Raw genomic sequence first — 18078 nt, forward strand, 5'->3', positions numbered from 1 at the left:
ATCTCCAGCGCCAAGGCAGGTTTATAGAGTTATTTATTTTTCAGCATAACAGATATTAATATCGATATGAAACAGTCAGACCATTTGTCATCAGGCATAGGTATAACAAAATATTTCCTTAAAAAAAATCTTAAAAAGGATCTGCCATCCAGTATTGTGGTCTTTTTGGTGGCCTTGCCACTATGTTTAGGCATTGCACTCGCTTCGGGTGCCCCCTTATTTGCAGGCCTCCTGACAGGTATTATTGGTGGCATAGTTGTAGCCTCTGTTAGTGGTTCACAGCTAAGTGTAAGCGGGCCTGCTGCCGGATTAACAGTTATTGTCCTTGGGGCAATTACCTCCCTGGGCAATTATCAAACTTTTTTACTTGCCGTAGTTTTAGCAGGGGTACTTCAGTTGATTCTGGGCCTTATAAAAGCCGGAACGGTAGGTAACTATTTCCCTTCAAGTGTAATTGAGGGAATGCTGGCTGCTATCGGCCTTATTTTAATTCTTAAACAACTTCCCCATGCCTTAGGAGTGGATACTGATTTTACGGGTGATGAAGGATTCTTTCAGCAGGATCATGAAAATACCTTTTCTGCCATCTCTGCAGCACTCAGCCATTTTAGTCTTGGTGCAGTCGTAATTAGTCTCCTGTCAATTGCCATTCTAATCATCTGGCCTAAGTTCCCCAAACTCGCTATTGTTCCTGCGCCACTACTGGTAGTTATCCTTGGCGTGGCCGGTACTGTTTTTTTCGCTCAAGCCGGCCATCCCCTCCGTGCAGATCAGATGGTGAAAATACCGGTAGTAGGTGGTTTTGCTGAATTCTTAGGGCTGTTTACAATGCCCGATTTTTCTCAGCTCAGTAATAAAAATGTTTACATCGTCGCGGTAACAATTGCTGTGGTGGCAAGCTTGGAAACCCTCCTAAGCATTGAAGCAATTGATAAGATCGATCCCATCAAGCGTGTGTCTCCTACAAACAGAGAATTGATGGCACAGGGTATAGGAAATATAGCGAGCGGTATGGTGGGCGGTTTACCCATGACATCGGTAATTGTCCGCAGCTCTGCGAATGTAAATGCCGGGGGAAGAACTAAAATGTCGGCTATTTTCCATGGGGGTTGGTTATTGTTGTCACTATTATCTATTCCCCAGGTTATTAATATGATTCCCTTGTCCTGCCTGGCGGCAATCCTGCTGGTAACTGGTTATAAACTTACCAGAATTAGCCTTTTTAAACATATGTTTCACAAAGGCTGGGATCAGTTCGTCCCCTTCGTAGTAACAATTATTGCAGTACTGTTCTCCGATTTGCTTAAAGGGGTGGCGGTTGGAATGCTCGTCTCAATTTTCTATCTGTTACGCACCAACATGCGAAACCCTTATTTCTACAGAATTACCAATGATGGCGATAAGAAAAATATAAGAATTAAATTGGCGGAAGAAGTCTCATTTTTAAATAAAGCAGCAATTCAGGTTCTGCTAACCAATATCCCACGAGAAACCAATGTCATTATCGACGGTTCAAACGCACGATACATTGATCCTGATGTGCTGGAAACTATTTTCAATTACAAACACAATGCTTACACAAAAGGCATAATTGTAACACTTGAGAACATTAAAAAACACTACATAGTTCCCAAATTAACCAATCAGATTTTAGAAGAAATAAAGAAGTAAAACTCCTGATACGAAACTAAGTACTTAAGATCTATATATTGGATGTTTTGCCAGATAAAGCGCCGGCAACTGCCGTCGCTTTACTAGCTCGTTGAATTTGGCATATTGCCTGCGTGTCCTTCGTTTCCTTTTTCTGCATCTTCACGCGCCTCTTCCGAACCAAAATCCCCTCTGCCAAAATTTCTTCCCAGATTACCCGCATCAGATTTTACTTTATTTTTGTCGCTGTTTTCGTCACTATGATGTCGGGGCACAAGCTGATCAGGCATATTGGTTTTATCAGCACTGTTATCAGCGTTTTTGTCTTTTAAATTTTCATTCTTGCTTTCCATAATATTCTCTTTTACTATAGGTAGAACAGCAGAAACTCGTGATGGTTTTACAAGAATGATCCGACACCATATCAACATTCACTGCAACATGCTTGCTTTGTTAGCAGGGTAATCCTTTAAAACAGAAAAACCCCCGATTGCTCAAGGGTTTTCATTATAAATAATCAGATGATTAAAATTTCCTGCTCAGGAATATGGGCAATTAATCTTCTGCTAAAAGCAATTAATCTTCTGCTAAAAAAGGATAACGGTAATCAGTTGGCGATTCGAAAACCTCTTTAATTGTACGTGGAGAAACCCAACGCAATAAGTTAATCATCGAACCTGCTTTGTCATTCGTGCCAGAACCTCTCGCCCCACCAAATGGTTGCTGTCCAACCACTGCACCAGTACATTTATCATTGATGTAGAAGTTACCTGCAGAATTACGTAATGCATAACTTGCCTTTTCGATTGCATAACGGTCTTGTGCAATCAGGGCGCCTGTTAAAGCATACGGAGATGTGGTATCAATTACTTCCAGGATAGAATCGAAGTCTTGATCTGCATAAACATACACCGTTAAAACAGGGCCGAATAATTCTTCACACATCGTAGTATATTTCGGATCTTCAACCACTAAAACGGTCGGTTCAACAAAATAACCTTTGCTCTTATCATAATTGCCACCTGCAATTATTTCAACACCTTTATCTTGCTTAGCCTGATCAATGTATTTTGCCAGCTTATCAAAAGAACGCTCGTCGATAACCGCATTAATAAAATTAGTGAAGTCTTCAGTACCGCCCATTTTAAATGAAGCGATATCACGCAGCATCTGCGATTTAATTTCCGGCCATAAGCTTTCTGCTATATACACACGACTGGCAGCAGAACATTTCTGTCCCTGGTATTCGAAAGCGCCACGTACAATTGCTGTGCTCGCAATATCCGTCTGTGCAGACGGGTGAACAAGGATAAAATCCTTACCACCTGTTTCGCCAACAATACGAGGGTAAGATCTGTATTTATGAATATTTGTTCCAATCGTTTTCCATATTTCCTGAAATACTTTAGTAGAACCTGTAAAATGAATGCCTGCAAAATCCTGATGGTTGAAAATTACTTCACCTGTTTCAGGTCCGTCTGCGTAAACTAAGTTTACAACACCGTCTGGTAAACCTGCCTCACGGAAAATTTCCATTAAAAGATTAGCTGCGTAAACCTGCGTATCGGCAGGTTTCCAAACCACCACATTGCCCATCATGGCTGCTGACGCAGGTAAATTAGCGGCAATTGCAGTAAAGTTGAACGGCGTTAAAGCAAAAACAAAACCTTCTAAAGGGCGCTGCTCAACACGGTTCCAACTGCCTCTAGGAGATACAGGTGGTTGCTGCTTATAAATTTCAGACATGTAACTTACGTTAAAACGTAAGAAATCAATCAGCTCACATGCTGCATCAATTTCAGCCTGATAAGCATTCTTGCTTTGACCCAGCATCGTCGCAGCATTTAATTTATAACGGTATTTTCCCGCAATTAGATCAGCTGCCTTTAAAAAGATTGCCGCTCTGTGTTCCCAGGAAAGGTTTTCCCAGTCTTCTTTTGCCGCTAAAGCCGCATCAATTGCCTGTGTAATATGAGTCTTATCCCCAATGCTGAACTGGGCTAAAATGTGTTGATGATCATGTGGAGGAACAACCTTGCCTTTTTTGGCTGTATGTACCGCTTTGCCACCAATATACATCGGAATGTCTTGCTGATATGAACGGGCCTCGGCAAGTGCTTCTTTCAAAAGAGCACGTTCTTTACTGCCAGCGCCGTAGTTTAATATAGGTTCGTTTACCGGAGTGGGTACGTTAAAAAATCCTTTAAGCATAGTGTATTTTTTATGAGTTGCGCAAAGATAGGGCTTTTTAACAGATGCAATTCTATTATTCTGTAAAGAAAATAAAGCAAACGTTTGTGTTACCTGTCACTTCGTTCTTCCATGTTTAAATTCGTATCAAACGGACTTTTCGTAAACGGATAAATCGTTTGTTTAACAAAGCCTTTTGGATATTCCGCCTCATGTACGCCGGTTCCGGCAGGCCACTCTTTGCCTGGCAAATAATAGGTACCGAACATCATGTCAATAAAAGGAAATATCGATGCGAAATTATGCCCGTAGTATTTGGGGTCCTCGCAATGATGCCAATGATGGTACTGTGGCGTAGTGAAAATATATTTCAGAAAACCGAAATTGATTCGGGTATTGGCATGGATTAATACAGCATGGATCGCAATAAATATGATGTAAACATTAAATACCGTTGATGAAAAACCCAGAATATACAATGGAATGAAGGTCATTGCACGAGTAAAAAAGATGTCGATAAAATGCGTCCGGCTGCCCGCCAGCCAATCCATATTTTGCGTAGAATGATGGATGGAGTGAAAGCGCCATAGCGAAACGCGGGTGTGAAAAAACCGGTGCGCCCAATACTGAAACAAATCTGTCGTAAAAAAAGCTAAAAACAAAGCAACAATAAATGGTAAGCCCTGTACCCAGGTATGAAGCTTATCCAGTCCCATCCAGCCAAAAAATAAAACTGCCGGCTTTTTGGTAATAATTCCAAAAAACTGAATAAATAAATGGCTGATTACAAAATAGGTTAAATCGGTTCGCCACTCCTCATGGAATTTAGTCTGGCTATCATTTTTTGGAAAAAACAGTTCCAGCGGAACAAAGATCGCTACCATTAAAAGTAAATCCAGAATCATCCAGTCCAAACCAAAATGCCAGGAAGATTTCGCAACATCTCTGCCTTCTACACTCAATGCGCCTAAAACAACAGCAAGTGCTGCAAGCGCAAAACCAGGCCATCCCCATTTTAGTTTCTTGCTCAAAATAATACTCAATGCAGCGAAGAAAAAAGAAGCAATAACCCCACCAAGCATTAGCGCTTCCATGCTGTCTTTCGTGTAAACCTCCCGAAATTCTGGTGTGGTCAACTTTTCCGGGTAATGGAAACATAAAATTCCAAGAAGCGCTAAAACGGCTAAAAAAATCGATATATAGCCGCTTATCTGGCCCTGGCCAACTATTAAACGTTTGTTAGGAGACATAAGATAGAGTTTTGTTAATTAGCAATTATAGTAAAAAACTTCTTTGCATTGGTAGCATCATATACAAAAACTACCACTTTAAAATCCTCAAATAATCATTCAAACATTTTTTAGCAAATCGGGGTTGCTTTATAAGGCATCCCACCGGGCAATGCTTTTATTTTAAATAATCTGTACTTTTGAAAACAATGAATTATGTTCCTTAATTATTTACGTCTTTTATTACTTCCTTTCTCGTTAATTTACGGCCTGGCCATTACCCTTCGTAAAAAGCTTTACGATTGGGGCCTGATGCGTTCAGTTAAATTCGATTTACCTGTAATATGTGTTGGTAACCTGGCTGTTGGAGGATCAGGAAAAACACCAACAACAGAATACCTGGTCAGGCTTCTTGCCGGTTATAAAATTGCAATTCTAAGCAGGGGATATGGTCGTAAAACCAAAGGGTTTGTTCTTGCCGATCACAATGCAACTGCCCTTACAATTGGCGACGAGCCTCTGCAATACTACCAGAAATTCGATAATGTTACGGTTGCTGTTTGCGAAGACAGGGTAGCAGGCATTGAAAAATTAAAAGAAAACCACGATTTAATTATTCTTGATGATGCCTTTCAGCATCGCGCAGTTAGTGCCGGATTAAATATTTTGCTTTTCGAATTTAGAAAACTGGGCACTCTGCAGTTTTTACTTCCTGTAGGAAATTTAAGAGATGTCTTCTCTTCAAGAAAAAGAGCCGATATATTACTGGTAACCAAATCTCCGGTTCCATTATTACATGTTGCCCAACAAGCATCAATAAATGAATTGCAACCTGATAATACGCAAAAGGTCTTACATTCCTACCTCAAATACGCCGATCTTCAGCACTTGTACAAGGAAGGGGACAGCCTTCCACTTAACGCAATAAAGGACTATGAAATCTTCTTGTTAACCGGAATTGCCAATCCTGCACCACTCATTGAAGAACTTCAAAAGTACTCCCAAACCATTCACCATGAAGAGTTTCCTGATCACTATGCGTTTAAACCTGAAGATATAACGCGGTTTAAAAAAGCATTTCAATCGGGGGTACAAAAAGAAAAAATCATCATCACAACAGAAAAGGATAGTAAGCGTTTAAAAGCTGCGGGATTTGAAGATTTACTGGTAAATTTACCCGTATATTTTTTACCCATCGAGGTTGAATTATTTGAAGAAGATAAGATTACCTTTGATGAACTTATTTTAAACTATGTTAAGAGCAATAGAAGAAACAGTTGAATATATTAAACGCAAAACCGAAAACTTCAAACCTGAAATAGGTATTGTCCTGGGCACCGGTTTAGGTGGCCTCGTAAAAGACATCGAAGTTGAGCATCAGTTGATGTATTCCAACATACCTAATTTTCCGATCTCAACACTGGAATTTCATAGTGGTAAGCTGATTTTTGGAACCTTGAATGGTAAAAAAATCGTAGCCATGCAGGGGCGTCTTCATTATTATGAAGGTTATAGTATGCAACAAATAACCTTTCCGGTTAGGGTAATGAAGGGATTAGGAATCGAAAATCTGATTGTTTCCAATGCTGCAGGCTCATTAAATCCAGCGTTTAAAAAAGGCGATTTAATGATCATCGAAGATCATATCAATCTGCAGCCCGATAATCCGCTGAGAGGCTTAATTGAAAGTGAACTCGGGCCACGTTTTCCCGATATGAGTCAGCCTTACAAACGTGATATCATTTCTAAAGCACTGGAGATTGCTAAAAGTGTTGATGTGAAATGTCACAAGGGCGTTTATGTTGCCGTATCTGGCCCGAATTTAGAAACCAAAGCCGAATACAGGTATTTACGTTTAATAGGTGCTGATGCTGTAGGCATGAGCACGGTGCCTGAAGTAATCGTAGCCAACCATGCCGGTTTACCGGTTTTTGCTATTTCCGTGTTAACCGACGAAGGTTTTCCTGAAGATTTGCAACCATTTAACCTGGAGGAAATTTTAGAAGCTGCGGCAAAGGCCGAACCTAAAATGACTGAAATTTTAACCCGTCTAATTGCCGAATTATAAAATGGGTAAGTGTCTTCAAATCTTTTTTATAATACTCATACTTTCGGGTATACAGAAAACTTTTGCCCAGGATTTAAAAACCGAAGTAGGAACCAATAAAGAGTTAGATTCTGTCCGCAAAAAATTAGATGGAGGAAAAGACTCTGTGGTATTTACAGCGAAATACATTCGTTTCACTAAACTATCATTAAGTAAAGACAGCATAATACTGCTACCTCTTGATACCTCAACATTAAATATTCAAAATTATAGCCCGCTGCTGCAACCGCTTCATCCAACCATAAATAATGGAAATATGGGCCTTGCAGCAAGACCGCTCTTGTATGAGCCAAGTAAACGCATTGGTTTCGATGCCGGATTCCATTCCTTCGATTATTACGCCCTTACGCCTGAAGATATCATCTACTATCAGGCACGTACGCCCTTTACCAGCCTGTATTTTATAAGTGCAGGACAAAAGGAACAGCTTTTCAGAGCTATCCACACGCAGAATATCAAGAAGAACTGGAATGTCGGATTAAATTTCAATCGTGGCGATTCGCGTGGATTTTATTCCCGCCAAAGGGGCGATAATCTCAATGTAGCGGTATTCTCCTGGTATCAATCACCTAATAAACGCTATAATATGTGGGCGTCTGCCATCTTCAACACCATGAGAGGATATGAAAACGGATCTACACAAAAAACAACCATTTTTAACGATGACTATACTAAAATCAGCAGAGATGCAGAGCCTGTTAGGTTATCCGATGCACGTAACCTGTACAGAAAAAACACCTTATTCTTAAAGCAAACTTATTACGTAGGCAGAATTGATAGTACATCCAGCCAGCTAAGCAGTGCATTGCCAACAAATAAGATTACTTATACCCTCGAGTATAATAATGATAGTTACGATTTCTATAAAACCGACGCTGATACCAGTCATGTATTGCCCCCTGGAATAAACAGTAACACTTATACAAACGATTCCACCCATGTCCAGCGTGTGAAAAACGAATTTATATACAGCTTTTTTCTGAGGTCTAAAAATGCTGCAGTAATTAAGAACGAATTGAAAATTGATGCAGGGATCAGGCACGAATATTTTAAGCATCAGTTTATGGGAATTAAATCTGATGGAAATAATTACGAACAAAGTAGTTTCGTTTATCAAAACGTAACTATTCTGGGGAATGCAGGATATAGATTCAGCAGCAATGTCGATTTCAATCTCGATTTGCAGCAGATTTTACAGGGGGAAAATGCCGGCGATTACCTCTATGAAGCTAAATCAAAAATCTTATTGAGCAGGGCAATCGGTAGGATCGAATTAGGAGCTTATACGCAAAATCAGTCACCTTCGGCCATCTACAACTATTACCACGGCAACCATTATCAATGGAATGATCAGGGCTTTAAAAATACTAAAGTTAGTAATTTGTCATTCAACTATGTAAATGATAGGATCGGACTTAATGCTGGAGCGAAATATTTTTTAACCAGTAATTACCTCTATTTTGCTTTAGATAATTCTGCCGGTTATAACTCAATTTTGCCTAAACAGGAAGGAACAGATATTAGTCTCATCAGAATTGATCTCCAGAAAAAATGGCGTTTCGGACGGTTTGGATTGGAGAATTACATTGCTTACCAGAAAACAGACAATGAAATTTTAAGAACCCCCGAATTTTATACCTATAATAGTTTATACTTCGAAAATACTTTCTTTAAAGTACTTAAGGCTAACCTCGGATTTGATGTAAGGTACAATTCAGAATATGCCAACTATTACTATTCGCCGGCTACATCACAGTTCTATATCGATACCAATAATGCCACAACATTGAGTTCAAAACCAATTGTCGATGTATTTTTTAAGGCAAATTTAAAGAGGGCAAACATTTTCGTTAAATATGATTTCATCAATCAGGGACTGTTTCAAAAAGGATACTACACCGTCAACAGATACCCAATGCAGGATGCATTACTGAAGTTTGGAGTAAGCTGGAACTTTTACGACTAAAACATTACCACAAAAAAAAAAACGCCGTTTTGTTAGAAACGGCGTTTTTTTAATCTTAGGTTAGAATTAGAAAGAATAACCAACTGTAAATCCTAATACACGGTTTGTTAATTTACCATCTCCCGATCTTGAATCTTTTGGAACTAAATTAGATAGACCTAAACCGTAGTTTGCACCAACCAGAAAGCCAGAATTTGTACGGTAAGCTAAACCAAAGTTAGCGCCGAATTCTGTACCACTGTAGTCCTTGTCTGTAGCAGTACCAAACGATAAGTCATCCTCGCTTGAAGAGTTAGATACCGATGAAGTATTCGTAGTATTGTTTCTTATAGTCGTGGTCGACTCTAATTTGTTTTTACCCGAAACATTGAATCCAATGTACGGACCTGCAGAAATCTGAACTGCACCGGCATCACCGGTAGGGATTCTGAAAACGGCATTAACCGGTACCTCAATCGTCATCAAACTTGTTTTATTAGAAGAAACAATCGTTGTTGTGCTGTTTCCAACTGTAAGCGCATCGGTACTTTCAAACTTAGCCCCTTTATTTTGTAATGATACCCCTGGTTGAATGAAAAAGTTATTTCCCACTCCAAAGTCTGCGAAGGCAGTTACATTAAAACCAACATTATCTTTTACATTGTCATTGAAGGTAGAGCTTCCGTCAAAATCCGAGGCATGAAACCTCGCTAAGTTTACACCTGCTTTAATACCAAATCTTGCATCCGAACCCGACATAGTGTTTTGTGCAAAAGCACCCGTTGCCAATAAAATAACCGATGCACTTAATAATAACTTTTTCATAATATTTTTCCTTAGGTAAAGAATCTTGTTTTTAAATTTCAGGCTTCATGCCTGATTGTTAATTACTAGCCCTATATCCAAAAGCTGTGCCAAAGTATCATGTGTGTTACAATAAAGGTCTTTAAGCTGTTGATTTACAGTATGGTTTAAAATGCTTTAACATTTTTTAACCATTCCCTTATCATTACCAGAAAAAGAATTTTTATTGTATAGTTATTAGGAATGCTACACGAAAAATCAAACACTAAGTCTTTTGAGGTTTCTTTTTGGCAGCAGGAAACAATACATTATTTAAAATTAAACGGTAGCCGGGAGAATTCGGATGCAGGTTCAAATCAGTCGGAGGATCGCCTACTGCGTGTTGATAATCCTCTGGATCATGGCCCCCATAAAAAGTAAACTGCCCTTTTCCAATCTCTCCATGCAGATACCTTACCTCAGCAGCACCTTTATTTTCTCCTAGTACAGTAACACTCGTTTTAACCAGGCTCTTTTTAAAAGCGGTAGTTTGTCCCATAAAGCCTTTGATCACCTTGTCGTGGTTTTGCGTAAGCATCGTTGGAACAAGGTCCCACTTCGCTGAGAAATCAAACAGTGTAAAGTAATCGTTGCTTTGATTTAAGCTCCTGAACTGGGTTACATCAATATCTGAAAATTCATAATTCATTGGATTATTATCCAGCTTAAAATTTTGAAACGCAAGTGTTTTATTGAAGTTCAGTTTGGATTGTGCATTTGGATCTGCGGCATCACCGTCGAACATCTGTGCGCAAATATCCACATCCTCTGCAGCTAAAGCAATGTCAAAACTATCCGTTCCCGAACACATAGCAAACAGAAATCCACCGCCGGCACAATATTCTTTAATATGCTTGGCTACAGCCAGTTTCATCTCTGAAACCTTTTTGTAACCCATCTTTTTCGCCAAGGCCTCCTGGTTTTTCACATCTTCCTGATACCAGGTCGCATATCTGAAGTTAGCCCAGAAACGGCCGTATTGCCCCGTAAAATCCTCATGATGTAAGTGTAACCAATCGTATTTGGTTAACTTGTCCTGTAAAATGTCGTCATCATATATCACATCGTAAGGAATTTCTGCATAGGTTAACACAAGAGTTACCGCATCATCCCAGGGCAACTTACTTTTTGGAGAGTACACTGCAATCTTTGGAATCTTTTCCAGTTTAACCATTTCCATATTTACCGATGGATCGCTGATCTCATTTAACAAATTCACCACCTTGCCGTCTGCCATCACCTCGTACGATACACCCCTGATCTTCAGTTCCTCTTCAACAGTTTTGTTGTATTTGATCAGAAAACTTCCTCCCCGGTAATTTAAAAGCCAGTCTACTTCAGCCTGTTTGCTTATCGCCCAATAAGCAATACCATATGCTTTAAGGTGGTTTTTTTGGTCTTCATCCATGTAGATCAATAAAGATGAGGCACGGAGACCCAAAGAACATAGCAAACAAAAAACGAGGATATAATATTTCTTTATCAAAACGGTAAATGCTTAAAGTACTAAAATACCGTATTTAAACTGTTTAGAAAAATTTAAAGGTGTTATAAGTTATACAATTTTGCTATTTTTGCCCTCTACTTTTTAAAATATACGATTGCCAAAGAAGTAGAAATAATTTAATACGATTTAAAAATAGATATGAGTAAAGCAATAATAAAAACCGAAAAAGGTGATATGACTGTTGAGTTCTTCGAACAAGATGCTCCAAAAGCAGTTGCAAACTTCAAAAAATTAGCAAAAGAAGGATTTTATGATGGTGTAACTTTTCACCGTGTAATCCCTAATTTTATGGTACAAACTGGTTGCCCTAATTCGAAAGATGGCGCAACAGGAATGCCAGGAACAGGTGGCCCGGGTTATAAAATCGATTGCGAATTAGATGGCGAAAATCAATATCACGATCGTGGAGTATTATCAATGGCACACGCCGGACGTAACACTGGTGGATCGCAATTCTTCATTTGCCACAGTAGGGCAAATACCGCTCACCTGGATCGCAACCACACCGTTTTTGGTAAAGCAGTAGAAAATGTCGATCTTGTAGATGATATCCGTCAGGGTGATAAAATTCTAACAGTAGAAATTTTAGAAGACTAGAGCATTAACAGACTTGAGATAGGAGACCTTTGATTTGATTAATCAATCAAATTTAAACTCTTAATCATGTAAATAATTAAACAATAGATTTGGATATGGAATGCCGTTGTAACTTCAGTATCTCATAGCTAAATCTCACATTTCAAATATATGAACTTAAGAGGAATTGTTGCCGTATCTGGCAGACCGGGTTTATTCAAACTGGTAGGACAAAATAAAGTAGGGTACATTTTAGAAAGCCTGGACGCTCAGAAAACTAAAATTGTAGCCAATATCACCAATACCAAACTAGCTTCCCTTGAAGATATTACGGTATATGGCGAAGAAGAAGAAATCAAGCTGGCCAGTATTTTCGATAATATTACAGCTAAAGGATCTACTCCTGACTTGAAAGAAAATCTACGTCCTTACTTTCTTGAAGTAGCACCTGGCCATGATCAGGAAAAAGTATATGCTTCTGATATGAAGAAAATTGTTACCTGGTACAACCTGTTGAAAGATTTGCCTTTATTTACTGAAGATACCCCAGAAACGCCTGGAACACCAGCTGAAGTTAAATTATCAGAGGAAAAAGCAGCAGCAGATAAAAAACCAAAATCTGCTGCAACAAAAGCAGCAGGAGCTAAAGCAACAACTAAAACTTCTGCACCAGCTAAAAAAGCAAGCATGACAAGTAAAAAAGGTGTTTAAGCTTATTTTACCGCTAAGAAAAAACACCAGGCTTCAACCTGGTGTTTTTTGTTTTAAAAGAAATAATAAACAATTGCGCCTATCCCTAGGGCAAGGATGATACTAATCCATAAAACCTTATTGTTTCCGCTCTGATTACTTTTAAATCTGTAATCCCTTTTATATTTATTTAACATCGCTTTTCTATTTATGATGATTGATGGATCACAATTCCATACTTATTTAAAAACCAATGCTACGCATGATGATAGGGCTCACCTTTCAAAATACTAAAGCCTCTGTATAATTGCTCAACAAAAAACAACCGGATCATCTGATGAGAAAAAGTCATATCAGATAAGGAAATCAAACCATTAGCCCTTTTATAAATACTCTCATCAAAGCCATACGGCCCACCGATGATGAAAATTAAATGTTGAACACTTCCAATCATCTGCTTATTCAGATAATTCGAGAAATCTACTGAACTATATTTTTTCCCTTTCTCATCCAGTAAAATCACAACATCACCATTGTTGATTTGTTTGTGCAATAACTCGGCTTCCTTGGCTTTTTGCTGTGCTTCACTCAGGTTTTTTACGTTCTTAACATCAGGAATGGCTAAAAAACTGAAGTTGATGTAGTGCTTCAAACGGTTTAGATATTTATCAATGCCCTCTATTAAATACTTGTCCTCGGTTTTTCCGATTGCAATCAAGCTAATCCTCATCTGCTGGTCGATTTTAGAACTTCAAACTTAGAGAAAATCTGTTATTTTCTTGAAATAAAAATGCTTGGCAACCAGAACCTTTCACCTCTTTGCTATTTGCGCTAACCTCCCCGCTAGCATTTTCAACCCGAAAAATATCTTTCCAAATACCCATTGTTCTTATACCTTTGGGAATATTCCACTAGAAAATGCCAATAACTAAATCAGAAATCATAGCTGGTTACGAAGCTAAAGTAAAAGCTGTTCAAACAAAGATTATACAAACAAGGAAGCAGGTCGACAATCTTTCGCTTATCAGGATTGCTTTATTTCTTTCCGAAATCCTCTTCTTTGTACTCCTGCTTAATTCTGCAGACAACGTATGGCGTACACTTATTCAAATATTACTGATCATTCCAGTGTTCATTTTTGTTTATATAGTTCGAAAGCAAAGCATACTGGATAAAGAAATTGAATATCAAAAGCAATTACTCTGGGTTTATCAAAACGAATTCAATATACTCAATGGTGGAATCAATGGATATGATAATGGAACCCGGTATGAATCTGAAACGCACCCATACACATCAGATTTGGATATCTTTGGCAACTCGTCCCTGTTTGCTTTGCTTAATCGGTGCAGCACCAAAATTGGGAACCATACTTTGGCTCAAAAACTATCCATTAAAAATGTGCCAGATGAAATTTTGCAGCGCCAGGAAGCGATAAAAGAGGTGAAAGAGAAAATCGGAAACACTTTCAGTTTCAGGGCAAATCTTCACGGTCATGATGTAAATAAAATTGAAGAAATCAAAACACAATTAAAAAGTAAACTCGGTGAACAGCTTAACTTTATCCACAAAAAGGGCTTAAAAATTTATGTAGCATTGGCCCCTTACATTTCAGGGTTTCTAATCCTCGCCGCTATATTTCTCGGTAGCATGTTCTGGAAGCTGTTTGTGTTGCTGCTAATTTTACACACAGGAGTAAATGTAATCCTGGGGGCCAAAGTAAACCTGGTCTTCTACAGCTTCGGAGGAAGCGCTAATTTGCTAAACAGTTACGCCAGTGCAATTCTGTGGACAGAAAATCAGCAGTGGAAAAGTCCCTATATATCAAAATTCCTCCATTCCAAAACACCCGTTAGTCAGGAGATTAAAAGCCTTTCCAAAGTAATTCAGCGTTTCGATGCACGATTAAATCTCATTGTCGGCGGAATTCTAAACGGATTATTCCTATGGGATCTCAGATGCTGCATCAGCCTGGAGAAATGGTACCAGTCGTCTTCCGGAGACGTGATTGAAGGACTAAATCATTTAGGTGAATTCGAAGAATTAATTTCCTTCGCCACTACCGCTTATAATCATCCGGAATGGAGTTTTCCTGAGATAACAAACCACTTTGCGTTCGAAGCAGAAAACATTGGCCATCCGTTAATTGCCGATAATCTTCGGGTGGACAACAACTTTGCTCTGGATGCCCATTCTACAGTTGATATCATTACCGGATCCAATATGGCAGGCAAAAGTACGTTCCTCCGTACATTGGGAATAAATATGGTATTAGCCTACTCCGGTGCCCCTGTTTGTGCTGCAGAAATGAAATTGTACGTGTTTTCTATCGTTACCTATATGCGTATCAAAGATTCCCTGAACGAGAGCACATCAACATTTAAAGCAGAGCTTAACAGGCTAAAAATGATTCTGGATAATGTAGTGACAGATAAAGATACTTTCGTATTAATAGATGAAATGTTAAGAGGTACAAATAGCCGTGATAAATATTTAGGATCAAAGATCTTTGTTGAAAAATTAATAGAGCAGAAAACACCTGCACTTTTTGCTACGCATGATTTACAACTAGCCGATTTAAAGGAAAAACATCATCTCGAATTGAGGAACTTTCACTTTGATATCTCTTTTACAAACGGTGAAATGAAGTTCGATTACAAACTCAAACACGGGCCTTGTACTACCTTTAACGCCGCTATCTTGTTAAAGCAAATTGGATTATCACTCGATTAGTTATCTGATCAGGGTAACAGAGCCCGAAAATCTGACTGCAGTTCCGTTTAAATTGATACCGTTAATAAGATAGTAATAAACACCAACTGGTAATGGATTCCCTTTATATTCGCCTTTCCAGTTATCAAAAATGCTATCTGCAGAAAATACCTGGCTACCCATCCGGTTATAAATTTGTACATGATACTTTTTAAGATTCGTGATGCCCACATTCAACTCATCATTTATACCATCCCCGTTAGGTGAAAAGGCATTGGGAACGAATACAGATGCTGATCCTTTGATCGTCAGGTCACCTTGCGTAACTGAATTAAAACATCCGTTATTTGAGTATGCGGTAAGGGTAATTTTAAAAGTTCCTTCAGCCTGATAAATGTGATTGGGATTTTCACTCGTCGAATGGAAGCCATCTCCAAAATCCCATAAATAGTAATCGCTATAGCTCGAGCTGTTTTTAAATCTGATTTCAGCCGGTACCGCAAATTTAATATTGAAACCCGGGTCAGTAGTAAAACTGGCGACCGGAATCCTGGCAATCGCCGGAATAGTAATACTGGCAGGAAGGGAAATGCAACTCCCTGATGTAAGAGTAACTTCGTATAAGCCCGCCACATTAAAATTATTAACAGGTATGGAAATGCTACTGGTGCTATCGGTAAAGTTATTCGGCCCCGTCCATCTGTAAACAATGCCCTCCAGTTTAGGTACTGACAGCCTAATGGTATCATTTAGGCAAAACGCTTCCTGATTAGAGCTGATTTCAGGTCTTTCCGGCCGCTGCTCAACCATAACCTCTTGGGATATTATGGATGTACATCCGTTGTTACTTTCTGCGGTAAGCGTAATGATCTTTTTCCCTGTCGAAAGAAATGAAATCTCCCTTCCGTCATTAGAAAGGTTTATGTTACTTTTTATTTCCGAACCCAGATCCCATTTTAGCCTGGCATATCCGGTAGATTGGTTGGTAAGTGTATAACTCTGGCCCGGATCGCATCTGTTATTAACAGTAATTGAAAATGCAGCCTTCGGGAGTAAATCAATAGATAAAACTTCAACAAAGTTAGTTTCACTGATACAATCACCAACCTGAACATAAAGTTCATATTTCCCGATATTTGCAGCACCAGTCATCGGAAGCACTGGATTTTGTTCCATGGAGTGAAATCCATTTGGTCCCGACCAGTGGTAGGTAGCCAGATCAAGAAATGGGGTTGAAAGTTGCAATGTATCTCCTTCACATAGCGTTAAATCACTAGCCGAGATGACTGGTTTATCCGGTGTTTTGGCCACAATGATTGTTTCAGTCGTGATGACATTACATTTGTTAAAACCTTCAGCTTCTAAAATTACCGTTTTTTGTCCTGGCGTACTATAAGTAATCGTAAATGGTCCTTCTCCTGTTGCACTTTGTAAGCTGGCGCCTTCACCAAATGACCATTTTAATATTTTATAGTTGCTTGCCTGCCCGCTGAAAATGTACGACTGGTTATCAGTACATGGCCTGAGCTTTTCAACCTCTATGTGGGCAGCCGGACCTGCAAAATCTGCCGTTCCACCAAACTCTACTGTAAATCCGTTATTCCCCGGAGAAAAATTATCAACCAGTAATGCATAGGTATGTCCTTCAATTAAATCAACATATTTAACCAATCCATTCTGTCCCGCCACACATCCCGCAGATTCACTCAAATCGGTTTCCGTCATACTCAGTCCTGTTTTGTAATAAGAAGGACTACAGTTAGTTCCACTTCCTGATGCACACCGAATGGCGTTTGATGCTTTAACCCCGCTGCAATCACCATCCACCCCCAGATCGTAAAATATCCAGTCAATATCATTTGAAGTAACAGTAGGGGTAATCAAAAACGTAAAGTCTCCACCTTTAGAGGCTTTAAACATATACCAGGCAGAGTTTGATTCCTGCCCTAAACACGTTCCGGCAGATTCAGTATTGTTTAACCCGGCACCGCTTACATTTAATTGGGTAAAAGTTTCCTTCGAACACAACAGGGAAAAAGTCCCGCAATCCTGCCCGGGTTGAATAGGTGCCGTATAGTTATCCAGACAGAGCTTAAAGGTCCCGGTATTGTTATTCAGGGCACTTACCCTAACATAATAAACATGGTTTAGCTTTAGCGTGCCCACGTACAGAGAGGTTACGTTACTTGAGGTCGCCACTGTACCCGGTGTTTCGAGGAGGTTTTGATTTAACTCGTCTTCAGTGTAAAGAGCTACCAGAGGGCCGCTCAAAGTATTTGGACTTGTAGTGTTAACCTGTCCGCTTACGCTGATATTTACAGCATATTTAGTAGCAGTAAATTTAAACCATACATCATTTCCTGTAGCTGCCCAGTTCATCGAACGCTGCTGAAAGCTGGGAGTCGCCTCCATATTGTTATATGCTGCATCTCCACTGCAATAACCACTTGTATTGGATATAGTAATTGCATTTGCCAATTCATCATTAACTGGCGGAGCAAGTCTGGCACATACGGCTAAACCACTGGTTACGATCAGAAGGAAAAAAAACAGAAAGCGCATAAAGTAAATCTATAAAAAAATGCTTTACGGTAAGTAATTTTCTTTATTAATGATTTGTTAATAGTAA

At 39.2% G+C, this 18078-nt stretch carries 14 protein-coding genes; 7 read left to right on the forward strand and 7 right to left on the reverse strand.

Annotated features, from left to right (window positions below):
- The first annotated feature begins 66 nt into the window (after positions 1-66).
- Positions 67-1671 carry a SulP family inorganic anion transporter gene (locus R2Q80_RS12460; protein ID WP_316799919.1) on the forward strand — a complete coding sequence of 535 codons (1605 nt, stop codon included), beginning with the start codon at positions 67-69 and terminating at the stop codon, positions 1669-1671.
- Positions 1672-1754: 83 nt separating this feature from the next.
- On the opposite strand, the gene R2Q80_RS12465 is transcribed toward R2Q80_RS12460, so the two are convergent.
- The 3 genes from R2Q80_RS12465 to R2Q80_RS12475 all read right to left on the reverse strand — a co-directional run bounded on the left by R2Q80_RS12465 (position 1755) and on the right by R2Q80_RS12475 (position 5090).
- Entirely contained in the window at positions 1755-2003 is a 249-nt protein-coding gene (locus R2Q80_RS12465; protein ID WP_316799920.1) for a hypothetical protein, read from the reverse strand.
- Between the two features lie 223 nt (positions 2004-2226).
- Positions 2227-3861 (reverse strand): L-glutamate gamma-semialdehyde dehydrogenase, encoded by a 1635-nt coding sequence (gene pruA, locus R2Q80_RS12470; protein WP_316799921.1) that lies wholly within the window; start codon positions 3859-3861, stop codon positions 2227-2229.
- 89 nt (positions 3862-3950) lie between these two features.
- Positions 3951-5090, reverse strand: a complete 1140-nt coding sequence (locus tag R2Q80_RS12475; RefSeq protein WP_316799922.1) for a sterol desaturase family protein — start codon at positions 5088-5090, stop codon at positions 3951-3953.
- A 195-nt stretch (positions 5091-5285) separates the two neighbouring features.
- On the opposite strand from R2Q80_RS12475, the gene lpxK reads away from it, so the two are divergent.
- Genes lpxK through R2Q80_RS12490 form a run of 3 tightly spaced genes read left to right on the forward strand, consistent with a single transcriptional unit; the run spans position 5286 to position 9142 of the window.
- The gene (gene lpxK / locus R2Q80_RS12480; protein WP_316799923.1) at positions 5286-6350 is read left to right on the forward strand and encodes a tetraacyldisaccharide 4'-kinase; all 1065 of its coding nucleotides are present in this window, start codon (positions 5286-5288) and stop codon (positions 6348-6350) included.
- The gene (locus R2Q80_RS12485; RefSeq protein ID WP_316799924.1) at positions 6322-7137 is read left to right on the forward strand and encodes a purine-nucleoside phosphorylase; all 816 of its coding nucleotides are present in this window, start codon (positions 6322-6324) and stop codon (positions 7135-7137) included. The genes lpxK and R2Q80_RS12485 overlap by 29 nt, the downstream gene beginning before the upstream one ends.
- 1 nt (position 7138) lies before the next feature.
- Positions 7139-9142: a putative porin gene (locus R2Q80_RS12490; RefSeq protein WP_316799925.1), complete on the forward strand. Its 2004-nt coding sequence runs from the start codon at positions 7139-7141 to the stop codon at positions 9140-9142.
- A 66-nt stretch (positions 9143-9208) separates the two neighbouring features.
- Here the strand turns inward: R2Q80_RS12490 and R2Q80_RS12495 are convergent, their stop codons facing one another.
- Together R2Q80_RS12495 and R2Q80_RS12500 are read right to left on the reverse strand one after the other, a co-directional pair.
- Positions 9209-9946 (reverse strand): porin family protein, encoded by a 738-nt coding sequence (locus tag R2Q80_RS12495; RefSeq protein ID WP_316799926.1) that lies wholly within the window; start codon positions 9944-9946, stop codon positions 9209-9211.
- A gap of 244 nt (positions 9947-10190) precedes the next feature.
- A complete protein-coding gene (locus tag R2Q80_RS12500) occupies positions 10191-11372 on the reverse strand; it encodes an asparagine synthetase B (RefSeq protein ID WP_316799927.1) in 1182 nt (393 codons plus the stop codon).
- Between the two features lie 237 nt (positions 11373-11609).
- Between R2Q80_RS12500 and R2Q80_RS12505 the strand changes: the two genes are divergently transcribed.
- Positions 11610-12068 carry a peptidylprolyl isomerase gene (locus R2Q80_RS12505; RefSeq protein WP_316799928.1) on the forward strand — a complete coding sequence of 153 codons (459 nt, stop codon included), beginning with the start codon at positions 11610-11612 and terminating at the stop codon, positions 12066-12068.
- A gap of 150 nt (positions 12069-12218) precedes the next feature.
- Positions 12219-12758, forward strand: coding sequence for a DUF5606 domain-containing protein (locus R2Q80_RS12510; RefSeq protein WP_316799929.1), 540 nt, complete (start codon positions 12219-12221; stop codon positions 12756-12758).
- A gap of 235 nt (positions 12759-12993) precedes the next feature.
- Here R2Q80_RS12510 and rlmH read toward each other — a convergent pair whose 3' ends face one another.
- Positions 12994-13467, reverse strand: a complete 474-nt coding sequence (rlmH, locus tag R2Q80_RS12515) for a 23S rRNA (pseudouridine(1915)-N(3))-methyltransferase RlmH (RefSeq protein ID WP_316799930.1) — start codon at positions 13465-13467, stop codon at positions 12994-12996.
- 188 nt (positions 13468-13655) lie between these two features.
- Between rlmH and R2Q80_RS12520 the strand changes: the two genes are divergently transcribed.
- A complete protein-coding gene (locus R2Q80_RS12520; protein ID WP_316799931.1) occupies positions 13656-15470 on the forward strand; it encodes a MutS-related protein in 1815 nt (604 codons plus the stop codon).
- Here R2Q80_RS12520 and R2Q80_RS12525 read toward each other — a convergent pair whose 3' ends face one another.
- Entirely contained in the window at positions 15471-18011 is a 2541-nt protein-coding gene (locus R2Q80_RS12525; RefSeq protein WP_316799932.1) for a gliding motility-associated C-terminal domain-containing protein, read from the reverse strand.
- Positions 18012-18078 lie beyond the last annotated feature (67 nt).

It is taken from the genome of Pedobacter frigidisoli, from assembly GCF_032678525.1.
GTDB classification, from domain to species: domain Bacteria; phylum Bacteroidota; class Bacteroidia; order Sphingobacteriales; family Sphingobacteriaceae; genus Pedobacter; species Pedobacter frigidisoli_A.

Excerpts from the sequence above, each read along its gene's own strand:
- R2Q80_RS12460 (WP_316799919.1), top strand. The coding sequence starts at position 67 with ATGAAACAGTCAGACCATTTGTCATCAGGCATAGGTATAACAAAATAT.
- R2Q80_RS12465 (WP_316799920.1), bottom strand. The coding sequence starts at position 2,003 with ATGGAAAGCAAGAATGAAAATTTAAAAGACAAAAACGCTGATAACAGT.
- pruA (WP_316799921.1), bottom strand. The coding sequence starts at position 3,861 with ATGCTTAAAGGATTTTTTAACGTACCCACTCCGGTAAACGAACCTATA.
- R2Q80_RS12475 (WP_316799922.1), bottom strand. The coding sequence starts at position 5,090 with ATGTCTCCTAACAAACGTTTAATAGTTGGCCAGGGCCAGATAAGCGGC.
- lpxK (WP_316799923.1), top strand. The coding sequence starts at position 5,286 with ATGTTCCTTAATTATTTACGTCTTTTATTACTTCCTTTCTCGTTAATT.
- R2Q80_RS12485 (WP_316799924.1), top strand. The coding sequence starts at position 6,322 with ATGTTAAGAGCAATAGAAGAAACAGTTGAATATATTAAACGCAAAACC.
- R2Q80_RS12490 (WP_316799925.1), top strand. The coding sequence starts at position 7,139 with ATGGGTAAGTGTCTTCAAATCTTTTTTATAATACTCATACTTTCGGGT.
- R2Q80_RS12495 (WP_316799926.1), bottom strand. The coding sequence starts at position 9,946 with ATGAAAAAGTTATTATTAAGTGCATCGGTTATTTTATTGGCAACGGGT.
- R2Q80_RS12500 (WP_316799927.1), bottom strand. The coding sequence starts at position 11,372 with ATGGATGAAGACCAAAAAAACCACCTTAAAGCATATGGTATTGCTTAT.
- R2Q80_RS12505 (WP_316799928.1), top strand. The coding sequence starts at position 11,610 with ATGAGTAAAGCAATAATAAAAACCGAAAAAGGTGATATGACTGTTGAG.
- R2Q80_RS12510 (WP_316799929.1), top strand. The coding sequence starts at position 12,219 with ATGAACTTAAGAGGAATTGTTGCCGTATCTGGCAGACCGGGTTTATTC.
- rlmH (WP_316799930.1), bottom strand. The coding sequence starts at position 13,467 with ATGAGGATTAGCTTGATTGCAATCGGAAAAACCGAGGACAAGTATTTA.
- R2Q80_RS12520 (WP_316799931.1), top strand. The coding sequence starts at position 13,656 with ATGCCAATAACTAAATCAGAAATCATAGCTGGTTACGAAGCTAAAGTA.
- R2Q80_RS12525 (WP_316799932.1), bottom strand. The coding sequence starts at position 18,011 with ATGCGCTTTCTGTTTTTTTTCCTTCTGATCGTAACCAGTGGTTTAGCC.